The 12,254-nt window shown below is 67.4% G+C and carries 13 protein-coding genes; 2 read left to right on the top strand and 11 right to left on the bottom strand.

From position 1 onward, the window contains the following. The 7 genes from ABIA70_RS16075 to ABIA70_RS16045 all read right to left on the bottom strand — a co-directional run bounded on the left by ABIA70_RS16075 (position 1) and on the right by ABIA70_RS16045 (position 7,005). Positions 1 to 705, bottom strand: a complete 705-nt coding sequence (locus ABIA70_RS16075) for an L-ribulose-5-phosphate 4-epimerase (RefSeq protein ID WP_354148565.1) — start codon at positions 703 to 705, stop codon at positions 1 to 3. Next, complete coding sequence (araB, locus tag ABIA70_RS16070) at positions 702 to 2,465, bottom strand: ribulokinase (protein ID WP_354148564.1); 1,764 nt, start codon at positions 2,463 to 2,465, stop codon at positions 702 to 704. Before araB ends, ABIA70_RS16075 begins: the two co-directional genes overlap by 4 nt. Positions 2,466 to 2,597: 132 nt before the next feature. Further along, entirely contained in the window at positions 2,598 to 3,425 is an 828-nt protein-coding gene (locus ABIA70_RS16065; RefSeq protein WP_354148563.1) for an anti-sigma factor domain-containing protein, read from the bottom strand. Beyond that, on the bottom strand, positions 3,412 to 3,990 hold the full coding sequence (locus tag ABIA70_RS16060; protein ID WP_354148562.1) for an RNA polymerase sigma factor: 579 nt from the start codon (positions 3,988 to 3,990) through the stop codon (positions 3,412 to 3,414). Before ABIA70_RS16060 ends, ABIA70_RS16065 begins: the two co-directional genes overlap by 14 nt. Positions 3,991 to 4,040: 50 nt before the next feature. Beyond that, complete coding sequence (locus ABIA70_RS16055) at positions 4,041 to 4,802, bottom strand: class F sortase (RefSeq protein ID WP_354148561.1); 762 nt, start codon at positions 4,800 to 4,802, stop codon at positions 4,041 to 4,043. 131 nt (positions 4,803 to 4,933) lie between these two features. Next, positions 4,934 to 5,800 carry a DUF4397 domain-containing protein gene (locus ABIA70_RS16050; RefSeq protein ID WP_354148560.1) on the bottom strand — a complete coding sequence of 289 codons (867 nt, stop codon included), beginning with the start codon at positions 5,798 to 5,800 and terminating at the stop codon, positions 4,934 to 4,936. A 182-nt stretch (positions 5,801 to 5,982) separates the two neighbouring features. Further along, the gene (locus tag ABIA70_RS16045) at positions 5,983 to 7,005 is read right to left on the bottom strand and encodes a LacI family DNA-binding transcriptional regulator (RefSeq protein WP_354148559.1); all 1,023 of its coding nucleotides are present in this window, start codon (positions 7,003 to 7,005) and stop codon (positions 5,983 to 5,985) included. A 78-nt stretch (positions 7,006 to 7,083) separates the two neighbouring features. Between ABIA70_RS16045 and ABIA70_RS16040 the strand changes: the two genes are divergently transcribed. Then, positions 7,084 to 7,320, top strand: coding sequence for a hypothetical protein (locus tag ABIA70_RS16040; RefSeq protein ID WP_354148558.1), 237 nt, complete (start codon positions 7,084 to 7,086; stop codon positions 7,318 to 7,320). 128 nt (positions 7,321 to 7,448) lie between these two features. Here ABIA70_RS16040 and ABIA70_RS16035 read toward each other — a convergent pair whose 3' ends face one another. From ABIA70_RS16035 to ABIA70_RS16025, 3 genes are read right to left on the bottom strand one after another with little or no spacing between them, the layout of a single operon-like run. Further along, positions 7,449 to 9,140: a DUF5671 domain-containing protein gene (locus ABIA70_RS16035; RefSeq protein WP_354148557.1), complete on the bottom strand. Its 1,692-nt coding sequence runs from the start codon at positions 9,138 to 9,140 to the stop codon at positions 7,449 to 7,451. Continuing rightward, positions 9,137 to 9,604, bottom strand: a complete 468-nt coding sequence (locus tag ABIA70_RS16030) for an LpqB family beta-propeller domain-containing protein (protein ID WP_354148556.1) — start codon at positions 9,602 to 9,604, stop codon at positions 9,137 to 9,139. The genes ABIA70_RS16035 and ABIA70_RS16030 overlap by 4 nt, the downstream gene beginning before the upstream one ends. A 56-nt stretch (positions 9,605 to 9,660) precedes the next feature. Then, positions 9,661 to 10,497, bottom strand: coding sequence for a hypothetical protein (locus tag ABIA70_RS16025; RefSeq protein ID WP_354148555.1), 837 nt, complete (start codon positions 10,495 to 10,497; stop codon positions 9,661 to 9,663). A gap of 48 nt (positions 10,498 to 10,545) precedes the next feature. Here ABIA70_RS16025 and ABIA70_RS16020 point away from each other — a divergent pair, with 48 nt between their 5' ends. Then, the gene (locus ABIA70_RS16020; protein ID WP_354148554.1) at positions 10,546 to 11,484 is read left to right on the top strand and encodes a 5'-3' exonuclease; all 939 of its coding nucleotides are present in this window, start codon (positions 10,546 to 10,548) and stop codon (positions 11,482 to 11,484) included. A 44-nt stretch (positions 11,485 to 11,528) separates the two neighbouring features. On the opposite strand, the gene ABIA70_RS16015 is transcribed toward ABIA70_RS16020, so the two are convergent. Then, positions 11,529 to 12,110 carry a hypothetical protein gene (locus ABIA70_RS16015; RefSeq protein WP_354148553.1) on the bottom strand — a complete coding sequence of 194 codons (582 nt, stop codon included), beginning with the start codon at positions 12,108 to 12,110 and terminating at the stop codon, positions 11,529 to 11,531. Between the last annotated feature and the right edge of the window lie 144 nt (positions 12,111 to 12,254).

Here is a 12,254-nt window from a genome sequence, read left to right as displayed (position 1 = left end):
TTATTGGCCGTAGACGTTCTGGTAGCGGGCGTACAGGGAGTCGACGTCGCTCTGGTCGATGGCGACAGGCTCGCCCAGCTGGCGTGAAATATGGACGGTCCGGGCCACTTCCTCGCACATGACGGCGGCTTTCACGGCGGACCTGGCGTCCTTGCCGATGGTGAACGGGCCGTGGTTCTGCATCAGCACGGCGGGGGAGTTGGAATTCTTCAGCGTCTCCACGATGCCCTGGCCGATCGAGTCGTCGCCGATCAGTGCGAAGGGTCCCACCGGGATGGAACCGCCGAACTCGTCGCCCATCATGGTCAGCACGCACGGGATGGACTCGCCCCGCGCCGCCCACGCCGTGGCGTAGGTGGAGTGGGTGTGTACTACGCCGCCGACGTCGGGCATGTTCCGGTAGACGTACGCGTGCGCGGCAGTGTCCGACGACGGCGACAACGGCGGGTTGCCCCACCCACCGTCCGCATCGCCATCCACGGGAACCCCGTAGAGGTCGGTGACCACCATCTGCTCCGGCGTCAGGTCATCGTAGGAAACGCCCGAGGGCTTGATGACCATCAGGTCGTGGCCGGGGACGCGGGCGGAGACGTTGCCGGCGGTCCACACCACCAGTCCATAGCGGGTGAGCTCGGCGTGCAGGGCGCAGACTTCCTCGCGGATCCGGGCGATGGTCTGAAGGACATTCGACGGCGGGGTGCTCATGCGGAGGCTCCAACGGCTGCGGGGGTGGCGGGCTGCGCTGCTGCGCCGGCGGAAGGAGCGGCTGCCGTGGCGGACCTGCGCTGGATGGCCTTGAGCCGGTGCATGACATCGTTCGCCCCGCGGCCGAAGTAGTCGTGCAGCGTGCGGTATTCGGCGAACAGTTCCTCGTACGCGGCAACGTTTTCCGGGATGGGAGTGAAGACGTCGCCCGGCTCGGATCCCATAGCTGCAGCAGCTTCGCGGATGTCCGCATACTTTCCGGCGGCGACGGCGGCGTGGATGGCGGAGCCCAGCGCGGGACCCTGGGCCGAGCCGATGGTGGAGAGCTGCAGCCCCGTGATGTCGGCGTAGATCTGCATCAGCAGCTTGTTCTTCAGGAGTCCGCCGGCCACGATGAATTCCTTCACCGGCACGCCGGAATCGCGGAAGGCGTCCACGATGGTGCGGGTGCCGAAGGCCGTGGCCTCGAGCAGTGCCCGGTAGGTGTCTTCGGGCTTGGTGGCGAGGGTCTGGCCCACCACTATGCCGGAGAGTTCGTGGTCCACCAGCACCGAGCGGTTCCCGGAGTGCCAGTCGAGGGCGATCAGGCCGTGCTCGCCAATCCGCTGGCGGGACGCAAGTTCGGTGAGGTATTCATGGATGCCCAGCCCGGCGGCACCGGCGGCCTGGTGGTACTCCGGCGGCACTCCGTGTTTGGTGAACCAGCCGAAGATGTCGCCCACACCGGACTGGCCTGCTTCATAGCCCCAGAGGCCGTCGACGATGCCGCCGTCAACCACCCCGCACATGCCCGGCACTTCGCGGAGTTCGGTGCCGTTCATGACGTGGCAGGTGGAGGTGCCCATGATGGCCACGAGCTGGCCGGGGTCCACAGCCCGCGCGGCCGGGGCGGTGACGTGGGCGTCCACGTTGCCGACGGCGACGGCGATGCCCTCCGGCAGGCCGGTCCACGCGGCGGCTTCAGCCGTGAGGTAGCCTGCGGCGTCGCCGAGCCGGCCGATGGTGTGTTCGAGTTTCGTGCTGACGAAATCCTTGAACTCCGGGTTCAGTGCCGCCAGGAAGTCCTCGGCAGGGTAACGGCCGTCCTGGTAGATGCCCTTGTATCCGGCGGTGCAGGCGTTGCGGACGTACTGCCCGCAGAGCTGCCAGACGATCCAGTCTGCGGCCTCCACCCAGTGGTCCATGGCGGCATAGGCTTCCGGGTCCTCTTCCAGGAGCTGCAGGCCTTTGGCGAATTCCCACTCCGAGGAGATGAGCCCGCCGTAGCGGGGCAGCCATGACTCGCCGCGTTCTGCGGCCAGCTGGTTGATGCGGTCCGCCTGCGGCTGGGCGGCGTGGTGGCGCCACAGCTTCACGTAGGCGTGCGGGCGGTTTGCGAACCCAGGCACCTCGTTCAGCGGGGTGCCGTCAGCCGTGGCCGGCACCATGGTGCAGGCGGTGAAGTCAGTGGCAATGCCGACGACGGCGGTCGGGTCGATGCCGGCGTCGGCGACGGCGGCAGGGACGGCGTTGCGCAGGACGTCCCGGTAGTCATTGGCCACCTGGAGCGCCCATTCGCCTGGGAGCCTGGCAGCTTCCAGTTCCCCAACGCCCGCCACATCTCCGGGCAGAGCACCGGTGACCACTGCGTGCGGGTAGTCAAAGACGCCGCTGCCCAGTTCCTGGCCATCCCGTACCCGCACCACCACGGCCCGGCCGGACAACGTGCCGTAGTCCACGCCGATGACGTACTGTTCGCTGCCGTCCACTGTGACGTCCATAAATAGCTTCCTCCGATTGCCTGCCGCCACTTCGCGGCCTGCTGATAATTGTGAGCGCTAACAACGCGGATGTCAATGACGCTCCGGAAGCGCTGCAAATGTGCCTGTGCTGTACAGGGATCGGGCCCGCCCTCAGGAACTGAGCGTGCCCCTGACGATGCTGACGCTTGAGTGCGCGGGATTGCCGTCGACGGGTTCGTCGGAGACGTCCACAATGGGGAATTCCCTGAGCTCCAGGCCGGCCGGAACTTCAAAGGTTCCGCTATCGGAGTTCATGACGCCGAGGCTGACCAGCCGCGAGAGGTCCGGGGCGATCAGCCAGACTTCCTGGTATCCCCGGGCCTCGTCCTTGCTGAGCTTCACTTCCAGCGTGCGTGAGCCGTCGGCCGCCCTGACAACCTTGGCGGAGCCGGTGGCAGAGAACTGGGCCAGCGGGCTGAGTTCGGCCCGGGCTACGGCATCCGGGGTCCGGTTCAGCGACCAGACTGTCCCCCCTGCCACCAGCACTATTGCCGCTGCAGCAGCCAGCCACGCTCCCGGGCGCTGCCACCACGCGCCGGTCCGGAGCGGGCGCCGTCGGCCCCGGGCTTCTCCGGACTGTGGAGTCTCCTCCAGGGGCCGGCCCGCGCCGTAACTCCGGCTCTGTTCGGGATTCGGCACGGACTGGAGGGGGCGGGCCCGTGCCGGGGCGAGGCTTATGTCACGGGAAGCAGCCAGGGGATCCTCGCGCACGTCCGCGGACAATCCCAGCTCGCGGTGGATTCCCGCCCACACCTGCGGGCCCGGGGCCTCCAGGCTGCTGGCATCAGGGGCGGCCTTTACGGCATGCACGGTCCGGCGAAGGGCGGCGTAGTCCGCTGCGCATTCACTGCAGGTTCGCAGGTGCTCCCTGGTGGTTTCGTCCTGCCAGTCGTCGTAGAGAGCGAGGAGGCTCAACTGTTCCGGATCAAGATGCGGCATGGTCTACCTCCAATCGGTTTCTCAGGTAGGACAGGCTTCGGCGGATGTGGCTCTTGACCGTACCAAGCGGCAGGTCAAGTTTCCGTGAGATCTGCTCATGGGTCAGGTCTTCGTAGAACGCGAGCTTCATGATGGAGCCCTGGGGTTCGCCGAGCCTGTCCAGTTCCCCGTCCAGGAGCAGCCTGTCGGCCAGGACCTCGGCCGCTTCCGGCTCCGGACCTGCTTCGCCTGGCCCGCGGACCCCCGCTGCGGCGATGACTTTCTTCGTTTCCCGGGAGGACGCGGACAGGGTGTCATTGATGACGTTACGGGTGATGCCCACGATCCAGGCCGGAAGCCTGGCAACCTTCGGGTTGAAAGTGTTCCGGGAGCGCCACACCCGGATGAAGACTTCCTGCGTGACGTCGTCGGCCGCCGAACGGTCAGGCAGTGAACGCAACGCCAGCGTGTGCACCAGCGGCGCGAACTCCCGGTAGGCCGCAGCCAGCGCGCGTTCGTCACCGGCCACAAACGCTGAGGTCAGCCCGTCCTCCCACCCCGGAGTCGCCTGGTCAGGAGGTGCCAAGCTGTACTCCTTCCCGGCATCGGTGACGAGAATAACGGCTGGGTCACCGCTCACTCAAGGACCGCGGTGACAATGACATTGTCGCTGTAGTCGTTGACTTCGTCCAGCCATTTGCCCCCGCAGGTGACCACCTTCAGCTCGTGCGGACCGGTCCTTCGAAACAGCGAGACCCCGTCAAACCTGTCCTTGGCCATCAGTCCCACCGAGACCACCCGGTACACCAGGGGAGGCGCGTCCTGGCGTCCCACCTGGATCGCGGTTCCGGCGGCCAACGTTTTGAGCTGCGAGAACGGTGCCTGCTCAGAGGTAGTGTCGATGTGCCCCGCAATCACCGCGGTGCCGGCGTCCGCCCCCGGTGGCGGGCCGAACCGGTACCACCCCGCCTGGTCGAACCGCTCGGGGATTTCCATTGCCCCGCCCGGGGCCACTCCCACGGGCACCACGGTCATGTTGATGGAGGTTCCGGCCACTGTGAGCGAAGTGGGGGCGGGAAGCGCCGCTGCCGCCGCCGAGGGCGCGGCAGGACGGAGCGGAATGTTGGCCGCACCGGCGGCCGTGGTTGGGGCCGGCGATGCAGGATCCGGGGAGGCAGACCCCTCCGGACGCGCACTTTCACTCGCGGCCGTCGTCGGGGGTGCCGCCGACGTGGTTCCTGCCGTCGGATTTCCTGCCATCGGAGATGCCGTCGGCAGGTCGGAGCCGCTGGGGGCACAGGCAGGAAGCAGGAGCGCGGCCACGGCCCATGCTGCAGTCGTCAGCTGAAGTGAAGGCCGCCGCCGGGCCTGTGCCGCCGTCGTGGTGCTGGTGTTCATGACCCCTCTTCCCCATGGCACGCGCGGACCGGGCCTGCCATGTCTCTTGATGATGGGAGATGGCCCGGCCACCGGTACTGACCGGCGGCCGGGCCTGATCCTGCTCTGCCAGGCTTCCTGCTCCCGCAGCCTTATGGCTTCACCCGCCGTGCTGAAATACCGCGGGCCGCATTCACACCGCCCAGAAGCAGTGCCAGGGCCAAGGCGCTGAAGCCGACGGTGGCCACGGCCGTTCCCGCGGAAACGCCGCCGGAGGAAGCGCTGCCCGTTGTCATCGCGTCCGACGAGCCGTCACGGGCTCCAGGCACTGACGCCGGTGAGGTATGCAGGCCCCCGATGGTTTGAACGGCCAGCTGGAGGTTCTTGTCCGCCAGGCTGCCCCAGGCGTAAACAATCGTGTGTGTACCTTCGGTGACCGTGACATCGGCGGGGCCGATCACCGGTGCAGTAGTCCCCGTTGCGGCCACCGCTGCCGGGATGGTTCCCGGATCCAGGCTCAGGGTCTGCCCGTTGGGATTGGCAAGGTTGGTAATGACGGCAGCGCCGCCCGCCAGGACATCAACGGCGGGTGCCGCAGCCGTGTGCCGGACCGTCAGCTTGCCCTTGCCTGCCGCGATTTGTGAAACATCGTTCGTGAAGAAGTTCGCTGTCGGCTTTCCGGCCGCATCGAGGTTTGCGACGGCGGTGTAGTTGCCGTTTGCGGCGAGCGTCACCGTGACGGGGCCGATGACGGGAGCCGACGCGTTTGCGGCATCCGAGGCCGTGATGGCCAGTTCGTAGGCGCCGGCGGGCAAGGCCAGCGGCCCTGCGAGGGTGCCGGGGGTGAAATCGTCCAGAGCGCGGTCACCGTTGACCCAAACATCCACGGTGAGCCCGGGCACGCCGTGCAACACCGAAAGCTGGGCGTCTCCCTCCGCAGCGTGCGCCGGGCCGGCCAGTGCGATTGCTGCGGCAATTGCTGCTGCGCCGGCGCCTGCTGTGAAAATGCTTTTGCGCATGTCCTTCTCCTTGATCGGCCCGCCTCGCGGGCATTTTTGCTTACACCCCTACTACCGGTGCAGCATCGGATCTGGATGCGCTTGCATGGAATATTTTTGAAAAAAGTCGTTCGGGTCCCGCGCCGGCCGACTTGGGCGCTGACTTGCGCGCTGGCTGGCTTGCTGGCCGGCTGGGGAGGCGGCTACCCGGCAGAGGCGGCAGGGGGAGCCGTGCTGGCACGGTGAACCAGTTCCGGGGTGACCACCGTGGAGCTGACGCCGGCCCCGGCTTCAATCTCCTTCAGCATGATGTCCATGCAGCGCCGGCCGAGTTCCTCGAAGTCCTGTCGCACCGTGGTGAGCGGCGGGGTGAAGTACCCCGATTCCGGCTGGTCGTCGAAGCCCACCACGGAGACGTCGTCGGGAACGCGGACTCCCGCCTCGTTGAAGGCGCGCAGGATTCCCAGCGCCATCTGGTCATTGCCCACGAAAAGTGCCGTGGCCGTGCGCTCTACTGCCAGTTGGCGGCCGAGGTCGTAACCGCTGCCCGCGCTCCAGTCGCCTTCGAGCAACAGGTCGTGCGGGAGGCCGGCGTTGCGGAGCGCGTTGCGCCAGCCCTCGGCGCGGAGGACCCCGTCAGTCCAGTCGGAGGGACCGGCCACGTGCCCGATCCGCCGGTGGCCAAGGTCGATGAGATGTCCGACTGCGATCTCGGCGCCGCGCTTCTGGTCCACCATGGCGCCGCTGACGGCTGCGTTTCCCAGTGACCCGACGGCAATAACGGGAACGCCCGCGTTGTATTCCTCCAGGATCTTCAGGGTCTCGGAGTGCGGCACAAGGACGGCGATGCCGTCCACGGACTGGTCGGTAAAGTGCCGCAGGGCATCGAAGATGGCGTCCCGGCTGACGGAGCGGAGCGCGGCGATGCTGACGAAGTAGCCGGCATCCCGTGCTGCCTGCTCCACGCCCAGCATGGTATTGGCCGGGCCATACTGGGAGAGCTCGCTGCCCAGCACGCCGATGGTCTGCGAGCGCCGGGTGACCAGGCTGCGCGCGGCCGTGTTGCGGCGGTACCCGAGCTCGGCGATGGCAGCTTCCACCTTTTCCCGGGTGGCTTTGCTGACATTCGGGTGGTTGTTGATGACGCGGGACACCGTTTGGTGGGAGACCCCCGCGTGCTCAGCCACATCTTCAAGCCGCGGCAGGCGGGCGTCGCTTTTTTTCATGGGCCCATTGTGCTTGACCGGGGACGGGAATCACGAATGGGCCGCGCCGCGGGCCCGGCGGAGTGGCAGACTGGGGCCATGAGTATCGAGCAATGGTGGCCGAAACTGAAGCCTGCAACGCGCGAATGGCTGATGCAGAACAACGGGGACGCGGTACCGGCCGGGATCGTTTCTGAGATCGCGGACGCCGGAGGGAATATCGACTCCAGCGCCTGGTGGGTTGGCCAGAGTGACGGATCCGGGTTCTATTTCTCCGACCAGGCAATCGATTGGATCGAAGCAGTGGCTAACGGCGAAACTCCGGAAAGCCCCTGATCACCGCGTCAACCATGGTTGACGGCAGTAGGCGTCGCGTCCAGGCTGAAGGACCCGCGTTCTGCCACGTGCCCATGGCGATGTCTCCTGCTGTTTAGGAGGACAGCGCCGGGAATCGGCGCCGGTGTTCAGCGTTTGGTGCCGGTGTCGAGGGGAATCACCTCGAACCGCGAGCCCTGGCCGGTAACCAGCAGAACGCTTGAGGCTGTGACGCCGGCCAGTGCAGAGACCACCTCCCGCACCAGTTCAGGGTCGCCTGCCGGATTTCCCCCGGCCGCTGGCGGCAGTCCGGGCCCGGTGTCGGCCCTTTTCCACACAGTGACTTTGGCGCCGGTGGCGTCAGTGATCGCCTTGGCCAAGGGTGCCGGATCTGAGGAGGTCACCAGCGTCAGGTGGCCGATGGTGCGTGCTTTGGGCAACGCGGATGCCAGGAGGACCCGCTCCCGCCGCCAGAGGGCGAAATGGTAGGCCGCAACGAAGCCGGCCGCCACCAGCAGGCCCAGCGGTGCGCGGACACGGTCCAGGAGGCTGCCCTGGGAAACGTCGCCCAGGAGGAATTCGAAAAGCCGGTAGCCAATCACCAGCAGTGCAATGAGCGCCACCACCGCACTGATGCCGAAGAATACGATCAGGTAGACGCGCCTGCCGGGCGGAATGGCACCGGCCGTGCGCGGTTGTCTCGCCGGTTTCCAGGCCCGCCACCAGACCGGGCCTCCCACCACGAGGGAACTGATTCCGCCGAGCAGAAGCGTGCGCGTGCCGCCTCCCGCCAGGGGCGACACAGCCATGGCAAGCGCAGCGTTGATGACCACACCCACTCCGGAGGCCGCCGCCGCCAGCGCAATCCCCGAAGTGACCAGCAGGCCCGCGCGCCGGGTGGCAACCGAACGCGCGGTCCCGGTGACGCGGTGATACCGCCAGACCAGGGCGCCGATAGCCAACGCGGCGATGGCCGGACCCAGGGGAGCGAGCAGCTGGTTCATCGGCTCACTCCTGTCGAACGCCATCCTCAGGAGCACAAAGACGGCGACGCCGGCCCCGACAAGCGCCGTGATGCCGGCCGCGAAAATCCCGGCACCCACCAAAGCCACGTCCACCAGGGTGGTCTGCAGCTTCCGTCCGCCGCCCCTGAACCAGTGCCACCACCACACGGTTGCCCCGCCGACGGCCCACACCAGCGCCCGGAGCAACGGCTCCCACCAGGACACCGCCGCCGGGGTGAGGCTGTTGAAGCCCCTGATGGCGAGATCGAGCAGACCCCCCAGGGCGGTGATGGCGGCTGCTGCGCCCATCAGCAGACCGAAGACCCACCCGATGACGGCGGGGACGTCGTCAAGGTTGAGTGGATGTTTGGCGGGGTGGCGCCACATCCAGCGGTGCCAGATCCAGATGGCAGCCCATACCAGCCCGTTGGATAAGAGGTGGTGCCACTGCGGATCCGGCCTGCCGATGAAGTTCGCTGCCAGTCCGAGCAGTGACGTCGTGGAGACGATCAGGGAGAGTGCATAAATGGCGGTGAGGTACACGCCCCACGCGGCTGAGGCGCGTTCCGCGCCGTCGTCGAGCCGCTTCCACACAAACCACCACAGGAGAGCGGCGAGCGGGCCGCCTATCAGGGTAAAGGCAAGGGAACGGGACAGTCCGGCCACGTCGGCCGATGCCAGCACCGCTTCAGTGTTGAACAGGCGCTCCAGGAGGCCGCTGAGTCCGATCGCCGCGATCACCACCAGGGCGAACAGCAGGACGTAGAGAATCAGGCGGCGGAGGGTCAGTTGCGCGGCGGCGGCCGGTGCAGCCGTTGCCTCAAGCCGGGAAGTCATGGCTTCACCGCCTGCCCTTTGCAGGACAGGAGCTGGTACGGTGCCTGGTCCACCAGCCACTTCCCATTGTCCTTGACCAGGGAGAAGCGGTCCTCCATCTCGTACTCGGAGGGTCCGAACGGGCCACCGGAGCCTGAACTGACAACAACGGAGACCCTGACGAGGGCTGAGTTATCCCGTTCGGTGGTGGAGATCAGGACAATCCGCGCCGGCAGGGGGCCGCTTTCGTAATATCCACGGCAGGACGAGCGCGCCGACTCGGTGAGATAGGAATCGGCGGTTGACGTGTCTCCGTCGATGACCGCCGTGCTGTACCGCTGGACCACCCCTGCGGGTGTCGATTCGTCCAGCACCTGCGGCTCCCCGCGGGTGAAGACAACTGCTAATGCGACCACCACCAGAGCAGCAATGGCTGCGACGATCACGAGGAGGATCCGGTCAGGTTTTCGCGCCGCAGCGTTCATGCCGTAAGTATGGCGGACCCGCGGTCCGTGTGCATGTGCCTTACGGCCCTGCCTGCTCAGGCCTTGGCGAGCGGCAACACCAGCAGGTAGCCGGCTGGCAGTTCGCTGCTCCAGCGCCGCGGCTCCCGGACCACGAACTGCGTCGCCAGCTGCTCAGGGCTGATCAGGCTGTTGGGCGCGGGCGAGGGACCCCACTGCCCGCTGCCGTGAGGGTAGAGCGGATCCAGGACGCGGATGCCGGTGACCGGGAACTCCGCGAACTGCTGGGGGTCGCCGACCGACTCGAAGCCGCTCATCACCCAGGCGTGGCGGCCGCTCCACATGACGAGCCCGACCGGGCGGCCCGTCCCGGCGATTGCGCGGGCAGCGGTCTGCAGCGCGACCTGGTAGTCGGCGATGCTGACGACGGTGTACGGGCCCATCCCGACCTCGGTCAGCACCTGCGCCCAGCCGAGCGGATTGGCGCCGTTGAAGGAGTTGGATGAGCGTGCGCGGGCCATTTCCCACAGCTCGCCCTGCTGAGCGCTGTCAGCCCAGGTGCCGCCCCCCGTGTCATCGACGAGGTTGTGTGCCATCTGGATGCTCGCGGCAACACACCAGTCGAAGGTGTATTGCGGTACGAAGTCCCCTTCCTGGAACAGGTTTAGGGCGTATGGCTGCGGCACCGGGGGCGGGGCAGGAACCTGCGTGGGCGTGGGAGTCTGCGTGGGAACCGGCGTGGGTACCGGGGTCTGCGGGGCGAGTGCGACGCCGTCAGCAGCGGGCCGGGCCGAGGCAGCCGGAACCGGTGATTGGGTGGTGGCCTCGTCGGAGCTGACCGCGGGCACGCAGCCCGTGAGAAGGGCCGTCAGGGCGACGAGCCAGGCCAGAAGACGGGAAGGGGCACCGGTCATGATGGATCCAGTCTAACGCCGCCCGGTGAATCCGTGTCAGGATCAGGTATGCCAGCCCGCCTCATGCTGCTTGACACCGCATCCCTGTACTTCCGCGCCTTCTACGGCCTGCCCGATACCATCGTCCGTGCCGACGGCACGCCGGTGAACGCCGTCCGGGGCCTCCTGGACATGATTGCCAGGCTCACTACCGATTACGGCGCCACCCATCTGATCGCATGTTGGGACGACGCCTGGCGTCCGCAATGGCGCGTGGACCTCCTTCCCACCTACAAGTCGCACCGGGTCGCTGTGGAGGTTGCGGACGCCACCGACGTCGAGGTTGTCCCGGACGCCCTCGAGGCGCAGATTCCGCTGATCCGGCACGTGCTTGATCTGGCCGGCGTCGCGGTGGTGGGAGCCCCAGAGCACGAGGCCGACGACGTCGCCGGCACCTACGCCAGCCACGCCGACGGCCCGGTGGACGTTGTCACCGGTGACCGTGACCTTTTCCAGGTGGTGGATGACGCCCGCCAGGTGCGGGTCATCTACACAGCACGGGGGATGCGCAACCTTGAGGTGGTGACTGACGGGGTGGTCGTGGGCAAGTACCGCGTCCTTCCCGAACAGTATGCCGACTACGCCACCCTCCGCGGCGACGCTTCCGACGGGTTGCCGGGCGTCGCGGGAATCGGCGAGAAGACCGCCGCGTCACTCCTCCTGGAGTATGGGACCCTCGAAAGCCTGCTCGCGGCCGCCACGGACGCCGGGAGTGGCCTGTCCGCATCGGTACGCTCGAAGCTTGCGGCCGCCGCGGACTACCTCTCGGTCGCACCCACGGTGGTGAAGATCGTCCGCGATCTTGACCTGCCCACCCCAGAGGAGGCGGGAGCACGGCTGCGGCCCGTCGTCGGCAGTCCGCGCGATGAACTGGAGCGCCTGGCCCTCGAGTGGAACCTTGGCGGATCGGTCACCAGACTGCTGGCAGCGCTGGACCTGCGCGCTTGAGAAGAGGTGCCGCGACAGGTGCCGCCGGCCGGGTACGGCAGGAGTCACGCGGCAGCGGGCAGGAACCTCCCGTTCCTGATCCGTGACGGACCAAAGACAACGGCCAGCGGGGCGATCTCCGTCGGTTGGCGGTCCCGGGACTTCGGGCGTCCCACGGCCACATGGGGAACCCAGTGTGGGTACCGGTAGCCGAGGGCGGGCGAGCCGAGGATGAAGTCGTCCACGCTGTCCACGAGCAGTGAGTCCAGCAACTCACGCAGGCCCTGGACCAGGGCAACCTGGAACTCATGCACCTGCTGCGGGACATCCACTTCGAGCCCGGCGACCCCGCCGCCTCCGAGCACAAGCAGCCGTTCCGCGGTGCCGGAAAAGCCGTCCAGGACCGGCAGCGCCCGCAGCCAGGCCGCCGTCTGCCGGATTGCCTCGTCTGCGCTGGTGGTTCCTTTGGTCCAGTCCGTCACATCACGGGCAAAATCCTCCAGGATGCCGATATGCAGCAGGGTCAGGTGGAGCCCCTGCGGCCTGCGCAGCGCCTGCACATGGGTGCCGAGCGCCTCGAAGTCGGACGGGCCCGCTCCAATCCCGAGCACGGGCACCTCCACCGTGATGCGCGGAAGTGCTTGCATGCGGATCTCCTCAAGCCGGACCTGACCGTGGCGCCCTGGCAGCCATTATCCTCCGGTGGCGGAGGTTCGTAAGCGGTGGTGCTCTTGCCGTTCGGCCCGCCAGGGTGTCGAATCGAAGGACACGGTTCGGCACGGTTCATGGCA

It is taken from the genome of Arthrobacter sp. 754, from assembly GCF_040548695.1.
Classification (GTDB): Bacteria; Actinomycetota; Actinomycetes; order Actinomycetales; family Micrococcaceae; genus Arthrobacter.
This window is presented reverse-complemented; position numbering and strand designations above follow the sequence as displayed.